This is a genomic window from Saccharomonospora marina XMU15 (genome assembly GCF_000244955.1).
GTDB classification, from domain to species: domain Bacteria; phylum Actinomycetota; class Actinomycetes; order Mycobacteriales; family Pseudonocardiaceae; genus Saccharomonospora_A; species Saccharomonospora_A marina.
This window is the reverse complement of sequence record NZ_CM001439.1, coordinates 3,232,728-3,253,447: the sequence shown is the minus strand read 5'-3', so window position 1 is coordinate 3,253,447 and position 20,720 is coordinate 3,232,728. Positions and strand designations below refer to the sequence as shown.

13 protein-coding genes are annotated in these 20,720 nt (G+C 66.1%); 9 read left to right on the top strand and 4 right to left on the bottom strand.

Features of this window, described 5'->3' with window-relative positions; translation table 11 throughout:
- Window positions 1-4: 4 nt before the first annotated feature.
- The 9 genes from SACMADRAFT_RS15360 (at window position 5) to SACMADRAFT_RS15320 (ending at window position 15,976) form a co-directional block, all read left to right on the top strand.
- Window positions 5-1,078: a pyridoxal phosphate-dependent aminotransferase gene (locus SACMADRAFT_RS15360; protein WP_009154752.1), complete on the top strand. Its 1,074-nt coding sequence runs from the start codon at window positions 5-7 to the stop codon at window positions 1,076-1,078.
- Entirely contained in the window at window positions 1,071-2,126 is a 1,056-nt protein-coding gene (locus SACMADRAFT_RS15355) for a class I SAM-dependent methyltransferase (protein WP_009154751.1), read from the top strand. The genes SACMADRAFT_RS15360 and SACMADRAFT_RS15355 overlap by 8 nt, the downstream gene beginning before the upstream one ends.
- A 204-nt stretch (window positions 2,127-2,330) precedes the next feature.
- On the top strand, window positions 2,331-4,253 hold the full coding sequence (locus tag SACMADRAFT_RS15350) for a RiPP maturation radical SAM C-methyltransferase (RefSeq protein ID WP_009154750.1): 1,923 nt from the start codon (window positions 2,331-2,333) through the stop codon (window positions 4,251-4,253).
- Between the two features lie 91 nt (window positions 4,254-4,344).
- Complete coding sequence (locus SACMADRAFT_RS15345; protein ID WP_009154749.1) at window positions 4,345-10,548, top strand: non-ribosomal peptide synthetase; 6,204 nt, start codon at window positions 4,345-4,347, stop codon at window positions 10,546-10,548.
- Window positions 10,545-10,892 (top strand): hypothetical protein, encoded by a 348-nt coding sequence (locus SACMADRAFT_RS15340; protein WP_009154748.1) that lies wholly within the window; start codon window positions 10,545-10,547, stop codon window positions 10,890-10,892. The genes SACMADRAFT_RS15345 and SACMADRAFT_RS15340 overlap by 4 nt, the downstream gene beginning before the upstream one ends.
- Window positions 10,893-11,327: 435 nt before the next feature.
- Window positions 11,328-12,113, top strand: a complete 786-nt coding sequence (locus SACMADRAFT_RS15335; protein WP_157617257.1) for a GHMP family kinase ATP-binding protein — start codon at window positions 11,328-11,330, stop codon at window positions 12,111-12,113.
- Window positions 12,106-13,200, top strand: a complete 1,095-nt coding sequence (locus SACMADRAFT_RS15330; protein WP_009154746.1) for a PLP-dependent cysteine synthase family protein — start codon at window positions 12,106-12,108, stop codon at window positions 13,198-13,200. The genes SACMADRAFT_RS15335 and SACMADRAFT_RS15330 overlap by 8 nt, the downstream gene beginning before the upstream one ends.
- Window positions 13,197-14,456, top strand: coding sequence for an ATP-grasp domain-containing protein (locus SACMADRAFT_RS15325; protein WP_009154745.1), 1,260 nt, complete (start codon window positions 13,197-13,199; stop codon window positions 14,454-14,456). The genes SACMADRAFT_RS15330 and SACMADRAFT_RS15325 overlap by 4 nt, the downstream gene beginning before the upstream one ends.
- Window positions 14,453-15,976 carry a lyase family protein gene (locus tag SACMADRAFT_RS15320; protein ID WP_009154744.1) on the top strand — a complete coding sequence of 508 codons (1,524 nt, stop codon included), beginning with the start codon at window positions 14,453-14,455 and terminating at the stop codon, window positions 15,974-15,976. The genes SACMADRAFT_RS15325 and SACMADRAFT_RS15320 overlap by 4 nt, the downstream gene beginning before the upstream one ends.
- A gap of 533 nt (window positions 15,977-16,509) precedes the next feature.
- On the opposite strand, the gene SACMADRAFT_RS15315 is transcribed toward SACMADRAFT_RS15320, so the two are convergent.
- The 4 genes from SACMADRAFT_RS15315 to SACMADRAFT_RS15300 form a co-directional block, all read right to left on the bottom strand.
- Window positions 16,510-17,820: a methylaspartate mutase gene (locus SACMADRAFT_RS15315; RefSeq protein ID WP_009154743.1), complete on the bottom strand. Its 1,311-nt coding sequence runs from the start codon at window positions 17,818-17,820 to the stop codon at window positions 16,510-16,512.
- On the bottom strand, window positions 17,817-18,218 hold the full coding sequence (locus SACMADRAFT_RS15310; RefSeq protein WP_232285411.1) for a cobalamin B12-binding domain-containing protein: 402 nt from the start codon (window positions 18,216-18,218) through the stop codon (window positions 17,817-17,819). Before SACMADRAFT_RS15310 ends, SACMADRAFT_RS15315 begins: the two co-directional genes overlap by 4 nt.
- Before the next feature lie 191 nt (window positions 18,219-18,409).
- Window positions 18,410-18,880, bottom strand: a complete 471-nt coding sequence (gene coaD / locus SACMADRAFT_RS15305) for a pantetheine-phosphate adenylyltransferase (RefSeq protein ID WP_009154741.1) — start codon at window positions 18,878-18,880, stop codon at window positions 18,410-18,412.
- An 897-nt stretch (window positions 18,881-19,777) separates the two neighbouring features.
- Window positions 19,778-20,710 (bottom strand): ornithine carbamoyltransferase, encoded by a 933-nt coding sequence (locus SACMADRAFT_RS15300; RefSeq protein ID WP_009154740.1) that lies wholly within the window; start codon window positions 20,708-20,710, stop codon window positions 19,778-19,780.
- Window positions 20,711-20,720: the final 10 nt, after the last annotated feature.

Here is a 20,720-nt window from a genome sequence, read left to right as displayed (position 1 = left end):
CGAGATGTCATATCTGGTGCGTGGTATCCGAGGCCACCAGCTGACCGCCGCCTCCGGGCCGCCGCAACTCGGTGTTGTGCGGCTGGACCGGAACGAGAATCCCTACGGCCCTGGTTCAGCTGCCCGTGCCGCGCTGGACGGTGCCATGCACGAGCCGCACCGTTACCCGGAACCGGCCTACCAGGAGCTGACGGAAGGAATCGCCCGAGCCCACGGGGTGCACGTCGACCGGGTGGCGGTGGGTAACGGGGCCGACGAACTGATTCTGCTGCTCGCCTTGGTTCACCGCACGGATCCGCGGTCCGCGCAGATCTGTGAGCAGACTTTCCAGAGCTATGCGCTGAGCCTAACAGCGGCTGGCGTTGAGTTCCGGGAACTGGCGCTGCGTGACTGGGCCGTCGACGTCGCGGCTTTCGTCACGGGCTTCGCTGGGGGAGCGGGGCTGGCCTTCGTGTGCAACCCGCACAACCCCACCGGGTCCCTGCTCGGCTCGAGTGAGGTCGCGGCGCTGTGCGCGGCTGCGCGGGACAACGGGGCCGTATTGGTGCTCGACGAGGCTTACGCCGAGTATGCCGGTCCGGGTTTCGCCTCAGCGTTGCCTTGGGCCGCGGCCGATGCAGGAGTCTGTATTCTTCGCACCTTTTCCAAGGCGCACGGTCTGGCTGGACTCCGGATCGCCTACCTGATCGGTGATCCCTCGGTGGTGTCCGCGGTACGACAGGTACAGCGGGCGATCCCGTTCCACGTCAACGGGCTCGGCTGTGCGGCGGCGCTCGCCGCGATCGGCGACATCGAGCATGTGGCCCGAACGGTGGCGGCGACCGAATGCGCCAAGTCCGCACTCATCGCTGGTTTCGAGCGTCTTGGGATCGCCTTCCTTCCATCGGCCGCCAACTTCGTCCTGGTCCACCTGCCCGGCCGGGCCGCGGCCGTGGCCGAACTGCTCGCTCAAGCCGGGCTTGCGGTGCGTGACGTGACCGAACTCGGACTGCCGGACCGGTTGCGGATCACGGTCGGCAGCCAGGATCAGGTCGATCATCTTCTCTATGTGTTGGAAGGGATTCTTGCAGATGCCTGACCGCCCTGGAGCGGAGCGCTCCACGACCGCCGAGTTGTTCAACGGAGCAGTTGCGGCCTCGGCAATCTGCGCGGCCTTCGAACTTGGCCTGCTGACGGAGCTGGAAGCGAACGGCGCGATCGATCCGGCCGGCTTCGCTGCGCGGGCCGGCCTGGATCACCTGGCGCTGGACGCCGTGATCCTGGGTCTGCGGCACGCAGGCGCGGTGGTTGAGGACGGGGAGCGAGGCTTGGTCCCAGGTCCGGCCTTCGGCGAGATCTGGCGCGACAAGGGCTACTTCCTGTGGCTGATCGGCGGATACGGTTCGATGCTCTCCGGGGCCGCACAGGTGTGTCGAGCCGATGGCTGGCCGAGCAGGACGAACGCGCGCGACGGGGGAGCCATCGCACGCGCCGGCAAGGATTACGGCGCCCAGTTCGTCGACTCGATGTTTCACAAGCTCGTCAGCGCAGTACCGCACAGGACGGCGGCCGACCTTGGTTGTGGCAGCGCGCGACGGTTGATCGAACTTGCGGGCCGAGCACCCGAAGCGCGGTTCGTAGGTGTGGAGGTCGACGCTGCGGCGTGGAGCGCGGGCCGGGAGGCGGTGCGCGAGGCGGGTCTGGAGGACCGGATCGAACTCGTCCACTCGGACTTGACGGCGCTGCCCGATGGCGCCTTCCCCGACGTCGAGCTTGTCTTCTCCTTCTTCCTCGCACACGACCTCCTGCCTCGTGAACGGTTCGTGAAGGTCTTGGCCGCCCTGCGCCGGGCGTTTCCCGGCGCGCAGAACCTGCTGCTGAGCGACACCTACCGGTCCCAACAGGCGGCAGATCCGCACTGCCCGATCTTCACCTTGGGATTCGAATACACCCACGGCCTGATGCGGCAGCAGCTGCCCACCTTCGCGCAATGGGTTGAGACCTTCGAACTCAGCGAGGAGTGGAAGCTACTCGCAACCCACGATCTTGAGATCGCGTACAGCACGGTATTCCACCTCGTCCCGAGAGACGATGCCCGAGACGCGCTGACACCACCGCAGGACGAAACCGGTGACCGGAGTGAGTGATGTATCTCCGCAGGCAGCAGGCCCGGCTGGGCCCGCCTTGGCGACGGGCATCCAGGCCCGCCCGGTCTCGCTGTGGCGGCATCGGAATTGCTCCTGCTTGCGGCGGTGCGCAGCTGATCAGTCTGCGGCTGGGCGCCTTCCTGGATCGCCGGACTTGGTCCATCATTCGAGCGTGTCGGACACCAGCACGGAAGGGAAAGCATTGTGAAGATCAGTTTGGTTAATATGCCTTTCGCTGACTGGGATCGACCTTCGCTTGCTCTCAGCCAACTCTCGGCGCTGATCAGGCGCGAGTTCGGTGACCAGGTCGAGGTGTCCGTCCACTCGCTGAACCTGGACTTCGCCTGTTACTTCGGTGCCGAACTGTACGAGGAGATTACCGGACAGCTTCAGCATCTGCTGACCGGGCTCGGCGAGTGGATATTCCGCGGCCTGGCCTTTCCGTCCGCTCCCGAAAATCAAGGTGATTATTTCAATCGATACTACACCGGACCACAATGGAACGCGTTTAGAACGCAGATTATGGAATTGCGCGCCGGGCTGCCGGAATTACTTGATCGGCTGTGTGGATCTTATGCGTTGGCTGAGTCGGACCTAATCGGCTTCACGTCCATGTTCGCACAAACCAACGCATCGATCGCGATGGCTCGCTTGGTGAAGCGCCGGAACCCCTCTGCGGTAGCGGTGCTCGGTGGCGCAAACTGCGAAGCGCCCATGGGCGCGGCCCTCGTGCGGAACGTGCCCGAGATCGACGCAGTCTTTTCCGGGCCCGCCCTGCACACGTTCCCCGACTTCGTCCAGCGTTATCTGGGCGAAGGGCTGAGCGCGGTCAACGACATCGTTGGTGTGGTCACACCTACGAACGTCGGTGATCCGCGCTTTGCCGCAGGTGTCGGGCGCGACCGCGACATCGACGACTTCTTCGAGCCCGACTACTCCGAATATCTCGAGGCCTTCCACGGTGTGCGTAGTGAACTGAGTTCGGACCCGGAGATCAAGCCCGAGCTGATGTTCGAGACGTCACGAGGCTGTTGGTGGGGTCAGCGTTCGCACTGTACCTTCTGCGGTCTCAACGGTCTCGGCATGGGCTATCGCGCGATGTCCCCGGAAGTGGCGTTGCGCCAGTTCACCTGGCTCTTCGGTCTGAGCGATAAAGCCAGGGGCTTCATGTGCACCGACAACATCATGCCCAAGAAGTTCCCGCGCGAGGTCTTCGGACGTCTGCCGGAGCGTTCGAACGGTCCTTCCATATTTTACGAGGTGAAGCTGCCGCTGAGCAGCCAGGATATGGCCGCGATGGTGCGGGTGGGAGTGACCAAGGTGCAGCCAGGTATTGAATCACTCTCCACGAAAACCCTCAAGCTCATGGGAAAGGGGACCACTGCGTTCTTGAACATTCAGTTTCTGAAGAACTGCGTCCGGAATAACATGAACCCCGCTTGGAACCTGCTGATGGGGTTCCCGGGAGAATGTGAAGATGTGTATCGCAAATATGTTGAGGATCTGCCGCTGTTGACTCACCTGCCCCCGCCCGGCGGGGCATACCTGGTGCGGTTCGATCGCTACAGCCCGTACTTCACCGATCCTGATAAATATGGGCTGGAGCTGATGCCGATGGACTTCTACGAAAAGGCATTTCCGTTTCCGGCGGAACATCTCCATGAGCTGGCGTATTTTTTCGCTGACCACGGGGCGGCTCCCTACGCGGAACTGGCCGTTGAATGGTTGGGCGAGGTGAGTCAGCTGGTCGAGCGGTGGCGAAGCGGCCGCGCGTCGACGGTCGAATCAGACAGGCCGGTACTCGAGGTGCAACGTCGCGAGGACGGATCGCGACGGATCGTCGACACCCGGTTCGGCCATGCCCGAGAACTCCTGGTCGATGAGTTGATGTCGCGTCTTCTCCAGCGCCTGGCCGCGCCGGTCACCGAGGAAGCGCTGACACGCGCGGAGGGGTCAGGCGCGGACGTCAGAGCGAGATTGGAGTTGCTGCGCGAACACGACATGCTCTTCGAGGAGGATGGGCGGATCATCAGCCTCGTCCTGCTCGACGTTCCCGAGGACGGGCCGGTCGGCGATGACGATCGTGTGTTGCTGCAGGTGATGCCTGCCGGTCCGTCGCAGGCGTGATCCGTGCTCATCCGGTGAGGCCAGGGGTGCATCCGCCCAAAAGCCCTCCGACAGAGCTTCCACCCTCGCCCCGGCATTGGAAGGTGTCGAGATGTCCCAGCAGCTCCCTGCGCAGACCTGTGAACTGACTTCGGCCCAGGAGGGCCTGCTGCGACCCGACCAGTACGATCCCCACGCCCGCACGTTCGACGTGGTCCAGGCCGTGGTTGCCCTGCCGCCAGGTCTTTCGGCGGACGATCTCCGGAAGGCGGCTGCCGGGCTGATGGCCGAACGTCCGGAACTGTTCGCTCGTCTTGGCCACGACACGACCGGAAGGCCGGTGCGCGGGGTGGTGCCCGGCGCACCCCTGCCGTGGACCGAACACCCGGAGGTCGACGTCGACGAGGTGGCGGCCGTGGAATGGGAACGCGGGTTCGACGTCGAGGTCGGCGGGGAGCCGCTGCTTCGTTTCGCCTTGGCCAGGGCCGAAGGCGACGGCAGTGCGCTGATCCTGACCGCACACCGGGCGGTTCTCGACACTGTCGGGCTACATTGCCTGCTCACCGGCCTACTCGCCGGTGATCCCGGGGCGTCCGCCGCGCCGCCGGACACCGTTGTGGCTCGCACAGCTGCCGACGCCGATGCCGATGTGGACGTGTGGCGCTCCGAGCTGGCCGGTCCCCCCGAGCCATGCTTTCTGGGCAGGCACGTCGATGCCGCCGCCCGGCACAGCGAGGCGCTGCCCATCTGCTTGACGAGTGATACCGCCGAGCGCCTGGCGGCGCTCGCCGCCGGGCTCAGCACGTCCACGTCAGCCGTCTACCAAGGCATCTGGGCGGTCGTCTGTGCTCGGCTCACGGGGCGTCAGGACGTCGTGATCGGCATGGGTGACAACGACCTGCCGTTGAGGGTCACCGTGGGGGCCCAATCCGGGGCAAGCGAGGTCATCCATTCCGTCGCACGCTTCCATGAGCGCGTGGCGGGTCACCTCGACATCTCCGGGCCCGCCCTGCGCCGCGTCACGGGTGTCCAGTCGGAGTTGTTCGACACCGCCGTCGTAGTTGACGACTGCCGCTGGGACGAGGGCGTACGGCTGCGGCAGTCGACCCACCACGCGATCACTGTAATCGCGCGCACCGGTAGGGCCACTCCAGTCCTCGAACTCGTCTACCGCACCGACCGGTTCACCGCGAGCGAGGCCCGGGCGGCGGCCGACCTGCTGGCCCGCGCGGTGCAGGCCGTCACCGACGAGCCCGGGGTGCTCGTCTGCGATATCGACTGGCTCGGCGACGAACTGCGCCGCGAGCTGGTGGTCGACTACAACGAGACCACCGCCTCCCTGCCCGAGGGCACCCTGCACTCACTGTTCGCAGCCCAAGCCGCCCGCACCCCCGACGCCGTCGCCCTGCACTGCGAGGGACGCACGCTCACCTATGCCGCCCTCGACGCGGCAGCGAACGGCCTCGCGCACACCCTGACCCAGCTCGGCGTGCGCCCGGGCGACTCGGTGGCGCTCTACCAGGGTCGCTCGCTCGAATACGTCATGGCGGTCCTGGCCGTACTCAAGTGCGGCGCGGCATACGTGCCCCTGGACCCCCGCCAGCCCGCGGACCGACTTCGGTGGATGATCGAGGACACCGGTGTGGGAATCGTCCTCACCGATCCTGACACGGACGAGGTCCCGTTCGCCGGTGTGACCCGTGTACTGGCTGTTCAGGACGTCGTGACCACCGCGGCCCACGGGCAGCGGACCGGGCCCGAACTGGAGGTCCACCCCGACGAGGTGGCGTATGTGATGTACACCTCCGGATCAAGCGGCAGGCCCAAGGGCGTCGCCACCACACATCGCAACGTGGTCGAGCTTGCCCTCGACCCGTGCTGGGCCGGCGGGCGGCACAGCACGGTACTCGCCTACTCGCCGCTCGCCTTCGACTCCTCCACCTACGAGCTGTGGGTACCGCTGCTACGAGGGGGCCGAGCCATCATCCTGCCGAGCCAGGAGATCGACTCCCGTGAACTGGCCCGTACGATCGAGCAGCAAGGCGTCACTGCCCTCTACTTCACCACCGCGCTCTTCGACGCCATCGCTCAGGAATCGCCCCACTCGCTCGCCACCGTGCAGGAGGTCTGGACCGGCGGTGACGTACTGTCCACCGTCGCCCTGCGCCGCGTTCTCGACGCGTGCCCGGACACGACCGTCGTACACGTCTACGGGCCGACCGAGACCACCGTCTTCTGCAGCTACGAATCCTTCGGCCCCGACCGTCGGACAGCGACCGAACTGACCCTCGGCGTCCCGATGGCGAACACGGCAATGTACGTCCTGGATGCCGAGCTTCGCCCGGCCCCACCGGGTGTCGTCGCCGAACTCTATGTGGCGGGCACTCATCTTGCCCGCGGTTATGTGAATCGGCCTGGTCTGACTGCGGAACGTTTTGTTGCGAACCCGTTCGGTCCGCCTGGGTCTCGGATGTATCGCACGGGTGATTTGGTGCGGTGGCGTCGTGACGGATTGTTCGAGTTTGTCGGTCGTGCTGACCAGCAGGTGAAGTTGCGTGGTTTCCGAATCGAGCCTGGTGAGATTGAGGCGGCGCTGCTGGGCGCCGACGGTGTCGGTCAGGCAGTTGTGGTGGTGCGTGAGGATCGGCCTGGTGACAAGCGTTTGGTGGGTTATGTGGTGGGCACAGAGGGGGCGTCTGTGGACGCCGGGGCGCTGCGGCGTGCGGTGGCCATGGCGTTGCCCGATTACATGGTGCCCTCGGCCGTAGTCGTGCTTGACTGCCTGCCGCTGACCGCCCACGGCAAGCTCGATCGGGCTGCGTTGCCGGTGCCGCGCCTGGAAGGTGAGGAGGACGGCCGCGTACCGCGTACGGCGACGGAAGAGACACTGTGCTCGCTGTTCGCCGACGTGCTCGACGTGGGCCGAGTCAGCATCGACGACGACTTCTTCCACCTGGGCGGCCACTCCCTGCTCGCCACCCGCCTGGTCAGCCGCATCCGCAAAGCATTGGACACCGACGTGACCATGCGGGACGTGTTCGCACATACGACGGTAGCCGAGATCGCGGCGGTTATCGCGGAGCGTGCGAGTTCTCGCCGTCCTGAGCTGGTGGCCATGCGGCGCCCGAAGCGGATCCCCCTCTCATTCGCGCAGCGGCGGCTGTGGTTCCTGGGTGAACTGGAGGGTGCGTCGGCCACGTACAACATTCCGCTGTCGATTCGGCTCAGGGGTGGGCTTGATCCACAGGCGCTGCGTCTTGCTCTGCAGGATGTGCTGGGCCGGCATGAGTGCCTGCGAACCGTCTACCGACTGGATGAGCAGGAGCCTTACCAGTACGTCCGTCCAGTTGCCGATGTTGCGCTGACTTTGCCGGTTGTCGCGGTGGGGGAGGGGGTGCTGGCGGCACGGCTCGCCGAGTTGGCGGCCTGCACCTTTGATCTGGCGAATGACCTGCCGGTCCGCGCTCATCTGTTGCGGGTGGCCGAGGACGACCACGTGTTGTTGCTTGTGGTGCATCATATTGCGTCGGATGGCTGGTCGAACGGGCCGTTGCTGCGTGATCTCGCGCTGGCGTATGAGGCGCGGCTGGAGGGCCGAGCTGCCGACTGGGAGCCGCTGCCTGTGCAGTATGTGGACTACACGTTGTGGCAGCGTGAACTGTTGGGTGCGGTGAAGGATCCGCAGAGTCTGGCTGCCAGGCAGCTCGGCTACTGGCGAGATGTGCTGGCGGGGTTACCGGAGGAAGTGACGCTGCAGAGCGCGCGTCCCTCGCCCGCCACCGCTTCCTATCGGGGGGCGAGGGTGAGTGCGCAGCTGTCCGCACAGGTGCACGAGCAGCTGCAGTCCCTGGCCCGCGAGTCGGGTGCCTCCCTGTTCATGGCGGTGCATGCGGCGACCGCGGCTGTACTGACGCGGAGTGGTGCAGGCACGGATGTGCCCGTCGGCTCGCCGGTCACGGGCCGCACCGATCCCGCGCTGGACGACATGGTCGGGTTCTTCGTCAATACACTGGTGCTGCGCACGGATACCAGTGGTGATCCATCGTTCCTGGAACTCTTGGCCCGGGTCCGGGAGACGGACTTGGGTGCGTGGGCGCACCAGGACCTGCCGTTCGACCTTCTCGTCGAAGAACTCAACCCACAGCGATCCGCCGCTCGCCACCCCTTCTTCCAGATCATGCTCACCCTGGGCGACTCGATCACCCCCGCGCCCGAGCTCGTCGGCATGACCGCGGAGGTCACAGAGGCCCCGTTGGACACCGCACGCTTCGACCTGACGGTCAACTTCTTGGAGCGGCGGACCCCCGGAGGGCCTGGTGGTGTCGAGCTGCGTATCGACTACGCAGCCGACAGGTACGACGCAGAGACCGTCCAGGCATTTGCCGACCGCATCATTCGCTTCCTGGAGGCGGCCGTCGCCGACCCATCGCGGCCCATCGGCGACCTCGACATCCTGGACGCAGCGGAGTGGCGCCGTGTCATCGAACCGGTCACCGGTGACCTGTCGCCGCGTAGCCACACCACCTTGCCGGCCGTCATCAGTGGTCATGCGGCCACCATCCCGGACGCTGCGGCAGTGGTTCTCGGTGAACGCTGCCTCAGCTACGCGGAGTTGGAGGAATACGCCAATCGCTTCGCGCACCGCCTCGTCGAGGTGGGCGTGGGATCCGAGACCCGGGTGGCGCTCCTGCTGGGCCGGTCCCTGGAGGTGCCGGTCTCAATTCTGGCCATTCTCAAGGCAGGTGGAGCGTATGTGCCTGTCGACACCGATTACCCCAAGGCCAGGATCCAGCAGATCCTCACAGCCGCCTCTGCGTCGATCGTTGTCACCGCCCGCGACATGACAGGCCTGGACCTGCCCGAGGGCATCACCGCCCTGCCCGCTCCGGAGCTGAACGGCTTCAGCCCCGGCGGGACGCAGACGCCCGCGCCGGACGTAGACATTCACCCGGACCAGCTCGCCTGCACCGTGTTCACCTCGGGCTCCACCGGCATTCCCAAGGGGGTCGGCAACACCCACCGAAACATCGTCGACCTGAGCCTCGACCAAGCTTTCGCGACCGGCGCGCACGATCGCATGCTGCAGCACTCCCCGCTGACCTTCGACGTCCTCGCCTACGAGATGTGGGTGCCCCTGCTGGTCGGCGGTACCGTGATCGTCGCGCCGCCAGGCGACCTGGACGCGATCTCGGTGGAGCAGCTGATCGCCGAGTTCCGGGTACGGAGTCTGTGGCTCACCGCCGGACTCTTCCACGTCATGGCCGAGGAAAACCCGAGCGGTTTCGCCGGGCTACAAGAGGTCTGGACGGGCGGTGACGTAGTCGCGCCAGCGGCGGCACGCCGGGTCATGGAGCACTGCCCGGGCACTACCGTTGTCAACGGTTACGGGCCGACCGAGACCACCGTCTTCGCCACCTGCTACCCGTTGCCGCGAAACACCGTGTATCAGGGTTCGTTGCCCATCGGGCTGCCTCTCGACAACACCGGGACGTACACACTGGACGACGCGCTTCGCCCGGTGCCCGCCGGTGTCGTGGGCGAGCTGTACATCGGTGGTCCCGGCCTTGCCCGCGGTTATGTGAATCGGCCTGGTTTGACTGCGGAACGTTTTGTTGCGAACCCGTTCGGTCCGCCTGGGTCTCGGATGTATCGCACGGGTGATTTGGTGCGGTGGCGTCGTGACGGATTGTTCGAGTTTGTCGGTCGTGCTGACCAGCAGGTGAAGTTGCGTGGTTTCCGAATCGAGCCTGGTGAGATTGAGGCGGCGCTGCTGGGCGCCGACGGTGTCGGTCAGGCAGTTGTGGTGGTGCGTGAGGATCGGCCTGGTGACAAGCGTTTGGTGGGTTATGTGGTGGGCACAGAGGGGGCGTCTGTGGACGCCGGGGCGCTGCGGCGTGCGGTGGCCATGGCGTTGCCCGATTACATGGTGCCCTCGGCCGTAGTCGTGCTTGACTGCCTGCCGCTGACCGCCCACGGCAAGCTCGATCGGGCTGCGTTGCCGGTGCCGCGCCTGGAAGGTGAGGAGGACGGCCGCGTACCGCGTACGGCGACGGAAGAGACACTGTGCTCGCTGTTCGCCGACGTGCTCGACGTGGGCCGAGTCAGCATCGACGACGACTTCTTCCACCTGGGCGGCCACTCCCTGCTCGCCACCCGCCTGGTCAGCCGCATCCGCAAAGCATTGGACACCGACGTGACCGTCCGAGACATCTTCGAGGCCCCGACAGTCGCGGAGCTCGCTGAACGGGTGAGCCGGGCCAAGCCTTCCCGTCGGCCCAAGCTGGCGTCGCTACGCCGGACGGGAGCCAGCTCATGAGCTTCCTCTCCGTTGCGCAGCGGCGGCTGTGGTTCCTGGGTGAGCTGGAGCAGGTGACCCTGCCGGTCGTCGCGGTGGGGGAGGCTGTACTGGTGGCGGACCGCGCGTTGCGGCAGCGTGAGCTGTCGGCGGCGGTGAAGGATCCGCACAGTCTGGCTGCCACACAGCTCGGCTACCGGCGAGATGTGCTGGCGGGGTTACCGGAGGAAGTGACGCTGCAGGGCGCCCGTCCCTCGTCCGCAACCTATTCAGCACCGCCCACGCCGCGCGAGGCGCGGATGCCACGGCCCCTGACCCATCGGGCAGCCCGTACCCGAGTGACCGAAGGTGCCGGCTGCCGTTGAGGCGACCTTTCGTAACCCCACCATGCGCCAGCAGCGTGAGCCGACCGGTTCACCGGCGCGACTCCCTTCCTCGACGCCGGTCGTACCCGGTGGCCGCCGCCCCGCAGGATGCCGGGGCACCGTACGCGAGCGGGACTATCGATGTCCACAAGCTCGACCGCGGGCACGGGAATGTGATGGTCCACGCAGCCTCTGGGGATCACCGGCACGGGCCTGACCAAGCAGCCGTACGACTGAGCCGACCGCAGGCCTGCCTCCGTCGACGAGAGATCAATCAGGGACTGCTGAGAGACGAAAGAGGGCGGGCAATTGGTGACTCCGAGCAATTGGCGGGTGGGGAGCGCATCCTCCCCGGTTCATCACGGCGAGATCCTGCAAGGCGTCTTCCTGAACAGAGGCAGGCTCAGCCGAGGTCTGGTCACCCTCCCCTGTGCCATGTACTCCGCGGAAGCGAAGTTCACCCCGGTGCACCGGGACGATACCGGGCTCACGGTGTGGCCGAGGTGGAAGAGCAAGGCGCGGCGTGCCGCCGAACTCACGCTGACCGAGGCGCGGCTGCCGGTCCAAGGGCATCTGGAACTCTCCGGTGATGTGCCCCCTTGCCGCGGCTTCGGCTCCTCCACAAGCGACGTGCTCGCCGCGATCGGTGCTGTCAGGGACGCGTTCTCGCTATCGCTGCCCGCGGAGCAAGTGGCGCGACTCGCGGTGCAGGCCGAAACAGCGTCGGATTCGCTGATGTTCGTCTCGTCCGCTGTGCTCTTCGCCCACCGGGAGGGAGTGATCATCGAAGACTTCGAGCACCCACTGCCCCCTGTGCAGGTCCTCGGCTTCGGCTGCAGGCCGCAGGCCGGCGGCCGGGGCACGGACACAATGGCGCTGCCGCCCGCCAGATACACGGCCGCCGAGATCCAGCAGTTCACCCGGCTGCGGAAGGTGCTTCGAGATGCCGTACTGAGCAAGGACGTTGGTCTGCTGGGCACGGTCGCCACCGCCAGCACTCGTATGAACCAGCGCCATCTGCCGATCCCTGCCCTCGAACGCATCCTCGCAATCGTCGAGGATGTCGGCGCGGTCGGGCTTCAGACCGCCCACAGCGGCGACATCGCGGGGGTCATCTTCGACCGAGACGACCCCGCCGTCGACACCTACATCGAGCGCGCCCAACAGATGTTGGGTGACGCCGGAATCCTGGAGCAATGGAAGTTCACGACTGATGACTGAGACACGGTCGACAGCCCAGCCCCCGTGCGTTTTCCCCACATCGACCCCGCAGGTCGGGGAGGTGTACCGCTCGGTGATCGAGGCCATGGAACTGCCACGGATCATCCAGCTCACCGACAACCTCTACGCTGCCGCGTTCAGCCTCATGAAACTGCTGCCCGCACGTTACGTCATCGACCGGGCCGAAGCCGCGGGCGTCCTCGCTCCCGGCACCCCGGTGATCGAGACTTCCTCCGGCAGCTTCGGCCTGGGCCTCGCCATGGTGTGCAGGCTGCGTGGCTATCCGCTGACCATCGTCGGGGACTCAGCCATCGACGACGATTTGCGCAACCGGCTTCAATTACTCAACGCCCGGATCGAGCTCGTGGAGAACCACGGAGCCCCCGGCGGCATCCAGGGCGCACGCCTGGCCAGGGTCGCGGAACTGCAGCGGGAGTTCCCGGACAGCTTCGTCCCCGGCCAGTACGACAATCCCGCCAACCCGGCGGCGTACGCGATAGTCGGTGACCTGGTCACCCGTACCATCGGGGAGGTGGACTGTCTGGTGGGGGCGGTCGGTTCGGGTGGCTCGACGTGCGGTCTCGCGGCGTCGCTGCGACAGCGCAAACCCAGCCTCCGTCTCGTCGGCGTCGACACCCATGGCTCGATCATCTTCGGCTGCGCCGAAGGACGCAGGGTGCTGCGGGGTCTCGGCAGCAGCATAATCCCCGGCAACGTCGAGCATGCCGCGTACGACGAGGTGCACTGGGTTTCTCCTGCCGAGGCCTTCCACGCCACCCATGACCTGTATCGCGAGAACGGCCTCTTCATGGGGCCCACCAGCGGCGCGGCCTTTCAGGTCGCCTCCTGGTGGGCGCGGCACAACCCATACAGCAAGACCTTGATGCTGCTGCCCGACGAGGGTCACCGTTACCAGGCAACCGTCTACAGCAGTAGCTGGCTCCACGAGACCGGGATCGTCCCCGTACCCAACACCGCAGGGCCCCGCCTGGTCGAGCACCCGGACGAGGCGGGCGACACCTGGTCGCGGTTGATCTGGGCCAGACGCAGCTACGAGAGCGCCACCGGTAGGGAGATCCCGGCATGACGTCCACCGCCCTGCTCCTCCTCGTCGAGAGCAACACCACCGGAACGGGACGGCAGTTCGCCAGGTACGCACGCAACCTCGGCATCGAACCGGTTCTGGTTACCGCCGACCCCGCCCGCTACCCCTACGTCACCGAGGACCACCTGCGGACCGCGCTCACCGACACCTCCAGCGAGGCAGCGGTACTCGCCACGGCGCGTGAACTGGCTGAACAGGCCAGGATCGCCGGCGTCACCTCCAGCTCCGAGTACTACGTGGCCACGGCCGCGGCCATCGCTCGACATCTTGGTCTGCCTGGGCCCGATCCCGACGCGGTGCGCGCTTGCCAGGACAAGAGCCGTCAGCGTCGACTGCTCGCGGCGGCAGGCGTTCCCGTACCGCACTCCGTCCTGGCGCAGGACGTCGAGGGCGCGGTTGTGGCTACCGCAGACCTCGGGCACCCTGTCGTCCTCAAACCCCCGCGGGGCTCCGGAAGCCTCGGAGTGCGCCTGTGCGCCGGCGTAGCCGAAACCGCCGACCACGCCGCCGAACTGACCTCGGCCGTCGTCAACGAGCGGGGCATTGCGGTGCAGCCCGGTGTCCTTGTCGAACAGTATGTCCGGGGTACCGAGTATTCCGTCGAGGTTTTCGGCAACACCGCGGTGGTCGTGGTGCGCAAGTACCTGGGCCCGCTCCCGGAATTCGTCGAACTCGGCCATGACCTGCCCGCCGCGCTGGATTCGGTCGGCGAGACTCGCTTGAAGGACTGCGCGGTGCGGTCGGTGCGGGCCCTCGGTCTCGGCTGGGGTGCCGCCCATGTGGAGCTGCGCATGGACGGCGAGGAGATACGGGTCATGGAGGTGAATCCCCGCCTGGCCGGTGGGATGATTCCCGAACTCACCCACCAGGCACTCGGCATCGACCTGGTCGGCGCACAAGTGCAGGCAGCGCTGGGCCGTCGCCCGACCCTCATCGCAGGTCCCAGGCGCGGCGCGGCCATTCGGTTCCTCACCGCCGAGGCCCCCGGAGTTCTCGCCGACGGGATGACGACCACGGCGGCCCTGTCGGCAGCGCGCAGGGTGCCGGGCGTCGTTGCCGCGGTGCTCTACCGTGCGCCGGGCGAGCGGGTGGTTCCCGCCAAGGACTTCAGAGGCCGTCTGGGCCATGTGATCGCGGTGACGGACCAAACCTCCGCAGGCCTGGCCGCCGACGAGGGCAGGCAGGCACTCGCTGCGGTCCTCGACACGCCCGCGGCGGAAAAGGAGGCGGTGGTGTGAGTACCCATTTCACTCCCCCCGGGACACCGGACAACCAGGGCCTCGACACCGGGCGGCTGCACACCGCGCTCGCCCCCGAGGCACACCGGATCGTCTATGACCAGTACCTGCCCGAGGCGCCGGGGCCGGGTCGGGACGGGCTCGATGAGGAACTGCGTCTGATCAGCGAAGTCGACCGGGCGCACCTGGTGATGCTCAGCGAACGAGGCATCGTCTCGGCACCGCGGGCCGCGGCGCTCCTGACAGCCATCGACGGGCTGCGCCGCGCTGACTTCGCCCCGATACGCGACCGCCCCATGCCACGGGGTGTGTATCTCGCCTACGAATCCTGGCTGGTGGCACAGCTCGGCGAGGAGACCGGCGGGGTACTGCACACGGGGCGCTCGCGTAACGACCTCAACGCCACCACGGCCCGGTTGCGTTGCCGCGGCTACTACGCCCCGCTGCTGGAGGCGGTCGAGGAACTCGCCGAGGTACTCCTGGACCGGGCGCAGGAGTACCGGGCGGTGACGATGCCCGCCTACACGCACGGGCAGCCAGCGGTCCCCATCACCTACGGCCACTATCTCGCCGGCCTCGGTCATGCGGTCGTGCGTGGCCTGTCCGGGCTCCTGTCCGCGGGGGACGAACTTGACATCAACCCGCTCGGTGCGGGGGCGATCGGCGGCACGTCGGTGGCCATCGATACGCAGCGAACAAGCAGACTTCTCGGCTTCGCCGGGCCCGCCCGCAACTCGGTGGACGCCGTCGCCTCCCGGGATTTCGGGCTGCGGCTGTTGTCGGCGGCCGCGGTGCTCGGCGTTGCGCTCGCCCGTGCGGCACGCGACTTCTCGTCGTGGACCTCGGAAGAAGTGGCGCTGATCCGTCTCGGCGACGACCTGGTCGGGTCGAGTTCGATGATGCCGCAAAAACGCAACCCGTTCCTCCTCGAACACATCCAGGGACGGGCTACCGCAAGCCTCGGCGCATTCACCGCAGCAGCGTCCGCGATGGCTACGGCCCCCTACTCCAACGCCATCGCGGTCAGCAACGAAGCACTGCGCCATGTTCAGCCCGGGCTGTGTGGCACAGCCGATGCTGTGACGCTGCTGCGACTCGTGGTGGCGGGGGCAGTGCCTGACGCCGACCGGATGACGGCACGTGCGGTGGATGGCTTCACCTCGGCGACATACCTCGCGGAACAACTCGTCGCCTCCGGTGTGCCGTTCAGATCCGCGCACCACCTGGTCGGTCGCACCGTCCTGAGTGCGCTGCGAAACTCCGACTCGCTGGTCGAGGCCGCGAGAGAGGTCCCGGAGATCGCCCGCCTCGCCGCGGCAGATCCGAGCGAGGAATGGCTGCATCCGACGCCGGTCGCACAAGCTTGCGCTTACGGAGGTGGGCCCGGCACGGATTCCTGCGCGGCACTGCGTGGAGAACTCACGGCCCTGCGTGCGGAATCCGCCGCCCGGATCGAGCGCTGGGCGGCGGCTGCCCGCTACCTCGACGAGGCTGTGAGCGGCCTGATCGCCGGATCCTGAGTCTCCCGCGTCAAGACCTGGCCGCGGAGGCCGACGACTTCCGCCTTCAACAAACCGAGGGATCGACTCGGCCAGAGCATTGTCGTAGGCGTCACCGATGGCACCTATGGACGCCGAGAGCTCTTGCAGAGCAAGGATTCGGTGAACTTCCGTGACGTTTCCTGCCTGGCTCCCTGCGTCGGAGGGGCGGATCGGCCGGTTCGACCGGATGTCTGCAATGAACCGCCACCACACGGCCATGTTGAGCGCTTCGGACACCATGGGTCGTCTTCCCTGTTCGGGCTGGTCCAGCCGACGGCCGCCCGGGGAGTCGGTGTCGAACAGGTTCTCCCGCCGCAACTTGGCCGGCGCTTCCTTCTCGCCGCCGGTCGGACCGCCGTAGCCGCTGTGGTCGATCTCATCCGGGCGCATTTAGCTACGGATCCTCTGCGCCGAAAGCTCAAACTCTTGAGGCAACTCCTCCACCGTCCGCCGGCGGAACCCATACGGACAGTTCGGCACGGGGACTCCGTCCCATGCCGGCGTTCGAAGGATCAGGCGTCAACCTGATCGGGGCAAGACCGCAGCTGCCCATCGAGTGCAGAAAGTGCGTCGTGATCAAACTTGCGACGGACATAGGAAAGCGAAGAGAGCAAGCCAGATGCGGTCATCTGCACCTCGCGGCGTGTCGAATCCAGCGCAATGGGCATCGATCCAACCCGGGCCCACACAAGGCGCCCGTCGTCGGCCAGCGCGCCGCGTGCCTGGCCCTGGTTGTCCGGATGCAGGCAGAACGGTACGTCGAGGTAGCCCATCCGGAAAGCGATCACGAGGGCCCGACCCACGTCCGGATGCAGGTTCCGTACGGCCTCGACCAGCGCGGCAGCTTCAGAGTAGATGCCCGTATCCACCGGCCGCCGAGCGACCTCCCGATGAGTGCGCGCGACGGCGTCGGCCTGCTCCAAGGCCGCCACGTTCTCGGCGATGGTCGGGATACGGCTGGACTCGGCCTCGGTCTTCACGATCAGCCGCTCCACGCCGGACCGCATGGCAAGTTGGACGGCGTTGGCAAGAAGTAGCCGTGCCCCCGCAGCGGTCTCTGGGTACATCCCCATGTAGGTATAGAGCACCACATGCCAGTCGATGCCGGCGAACAGCTCGTCCGCCAGCCGGCGCAGAGCATGGATCGCTTCCGCATCCTGTTCTGGGTGCGTCTGCTGAGCGTAGCTCAGCGAGATGCTGCGCACCCCGTGCCGCACAAAGAACAGGCCTTCGAGCAGACTGATTGCGATGAGGAGGCTCGGTGGGCATAGTTGGCCCATCATGCATCCGCCGAACGTCTCCAAATGCGGGCGGGTACTGGACTCGGCCAGGAGCTCACAAGATCGTTCCCAGTTGGTCACCGCCTCCGCAAGCGGCGTCCGACCGTAGGGCAGGCAGTAGGAGACCGGTCCCCCCTCGCTGGCGTTCAGCCCGACCTTGCCCATCACTCGGAAGATGTCCTGCGGGTCAGCTGTGCCATGCCGCACCTGAACCTGGAAGTCGGCATCCAGGACTCCCGCCAGTACTTCTTGCGTGGTGGCCGGGGAATGCGCGACCAGCGGGTAGCCGTTCAGTGCCACCCCGTCTGCCAGGGCCCGCCGGGCGGCGTGATGCTGGCCCATACGTGTGTAGCTGTCCAAGGTGATCGTGCCCGCTGTAGCGGCTGCAGCTCGTCTCGTCGCCAGCAGGCCCTCGCGCATGGTGCTTGGCACGCTCATGCCCATTCGGGGCTGTACTACGAGTCTTCGTGGACCGCCGACCCGGGCCACGAAGCGGCCGAAATCGGCTGCGGGGGGACCGAGACGGTCCAGCGCCGAACTCATGAAGCGGCTCGGATCGGTAGCTCACATACGAACGACGTGAAGGAGGCCAGCTCGCTCGAGTCGTCGAAGACCGCGTCGAACCCTGCCTCGATCAGGGACGACGCTTCCGCGGGCGACAGGTCACCGCAAATGCCTAGTTTTCCGCCAATCACCATGGGCGTGTTCACCAGACTCGGCTGGCTCCGCAGCTGGCGGACAACTCGAATCCCGTCATGGTAACCGTGCCCGTTCACACTGCTGATCACCACGAGATCGGGTTCAAGCTGAGTGCATTCCGAGAGCAAGGTGTCGTCGGGTACGGACGCCCCTAGATTCGCGACCTCGAACCCGATCTCTTCAAGTAATAAGTGCAAGAAGACGAGATTCCAAGTGTGTGAATCGGAGGCTACGCTCGACACGATTGCTGATCGTAGGCGCATAGTCCTTGAATCTCCAACAATTGACTACTCGGCGGGGTGTTTCATGAGGCTGTAGCTCGCTGGTTTCGGGTACGCTTGTGGCATTCTGTGCGTGGCGGAGTAGCGATACCGGACGCCGGGTGACTCCGGACCTCACCGACTGGGTGTCGCCGGATGGCTGGAGAAGTCACTTACAGGAAACGCTCCTTCATCCTGTTCGCTACCGTGGGCGCGATCAGGTGCGACACATTGCCGCCCGCGTGCATCACTTCCTTGGCGAGGCTGGACGAGAAATTGTGTTTTTGATCCGTCACCATGAATATGGTCTCCACGCCGGCAAGGTTGTAATTCATCTGTGCCATCCGCAGTTCACCGTCGAAGTCGCTGACCGTTCGCAGTCCCCTGATGATCGCCGTGAACTGCTCCCTTCGGCAGTAGTCCACGAGCAAGTCGCGAGAGGATTCCACGTGCACGTTGTCCAGGTCTGCGGTCAACTCACGGAGCATATCTACTCGTTCGTCGACGGTGAAACGACACTTCTTGTTTATGTTGACCATAACGCCTACTACCAATTGGTCGTAGATGGCGGTGGCGCGTCTAATGATGTCAAGGTGTCCATTTGTGACCGGGTCGAAAGAACCTGGGTATATGACGCGCCTCATGGCGAGGATACTACCGAATGAGCGTAAGAATTCCCACCCCCGCGCCACCGACCACCACATCAGCCCATCGAGGCATTGCGCTCTTTCCAACCTGCGAGGAGAGCTGGTAGTGCGCGGCGTGACGGTCTGGTTGGGGCGAAGCTCCTCGCCTGCGGGTGACTGTCCAGGTCGACCCAGTCCGACCAGGAGCTCCGAAATGTGGTCCTACATCGCCGATGCCGGTGTCCCATCATGTGCTGACCCTGCTTGGATAGGTCGCGGTATTGCAGGCAGGTGCTGCGGACCCGCAGGCGACGGCTGGATGCCGGCCGTCAGGCGCTCATGGTCCTGGTGATCCATAGTGGACGCCCTGTCAATCGAGCTGTCGCTGCCGCGGGTCAACATCAGTGAGCTGACTGGCGCCCTGTCCACTGCCACGCACGTGCCGTTGAACCTGACGAGCCAGATCCCATCGCGGGCAACGCTTTCGTCGGCAGCGAGGCGGCGTTGCTGCTGGTCGTCGTGCGTCACATCGCCTGCGACCGTCGGTCGGCAGGTATGCTGCGCGACGACATGAGCCAGTGGTGCCACTGCCCGCTGGTCGCGGACATCCGGTGATCTCCATCGCCAGCTCTGCACGTCAAGGTCAGCGACGGACACGCTACCGCAAGGCGCCGCAGCCGAGAGGTTCGCCGAGTTCGCCGAGCCCTGAAGCCCAGCAAGCTGGGGCCCGATCCCTCGACTCACCGGGACGGGGCCCAGCGAGGTGGGCGAAGCGCACGAAACGCTGAACGCTTCGCCATCACCTTCGCCGGGCGCATCGTCCCCTCAAACCAGCGACTGAACACCGACGGCTACACGGGAAAGAAATCTGACAGTCCCGAACCAGGGCGATGCGAGCACGTGACGACGGGTCGCTCAGTGCACGTGCTCGGTGCCGGTGATGCACCATTCCAGTACAGACATGGCCGCCGTCATCTTGTGGCGTGCCTGCCGCCAGGCTCGGCTGCGTGCGCCGTCGAGCACATCGTCGCTTACCTCTTGGCCACGTACTGCGGGCAGGTCGTGCAGGAACACGGTATGTGGGGACGCGACCTTGGCGACGAACTCCTCGTCGATGCGGAACCCCTCGAACGCCCTCAGCCAGTCGGCGTCCTCCTTCGGTACACCCATGGTCTGCCAGCGGCTGGTGTAAATGGCGTCCACTGTGCCGCGGACCCGGTTGATGTCGGTGTACTGCGCCACCTGGGCGCAGTCGGCACCCAGCCGCTCGACGGTTTCCAGGACGTTCTCGGGGACTCCATAGCCGTCCGGGCACAGCAGGGTGAGTCGCAACCCGGGGGTGAGGGCGGCGGCGTAGGCCAGTGCCGTGGCCGAGCTGTTGCCCTCGCCGACACACAGCACGTGTCGCCCGGCGAGGGAGCCGAATTCCTCGGCGATCGTCGCCAGGTCAGCGATCGCCTGGGTGGGATGTTCGCACTCGCTGAGTGCGTTGACGACGGAGAGGGAGGCATTCGCGCTCAGGCTGCGCATATCCCCGATGGGGCCGTTGGTCCGTACGACCAGGGCGTCGAGGTACTGAGACAGGACGCGGGCAGTGTCCTGGAGCGTCTCGCCGGTGACGAGCTGGAGATCGTCGGGTCCGTAGGCGATGGTGTGGGCGCCGAGCCGGGCGGCGCCGGCCCAGAACGACGTACGAGTCCGGGTGGAGGATTTGCTGAAGTAGAGGCCGACGGCTCGGTCAGCGAGGCTCTTGGCCCGGGCGCCGTCGCGGCCGATGTAGACGGCGCGCGCGACGAGATACTCGAGCTCGGCGGAGTTGAGGTCAGTGAGTGAGATCAGGTTTCGCATTTTGGGGGTT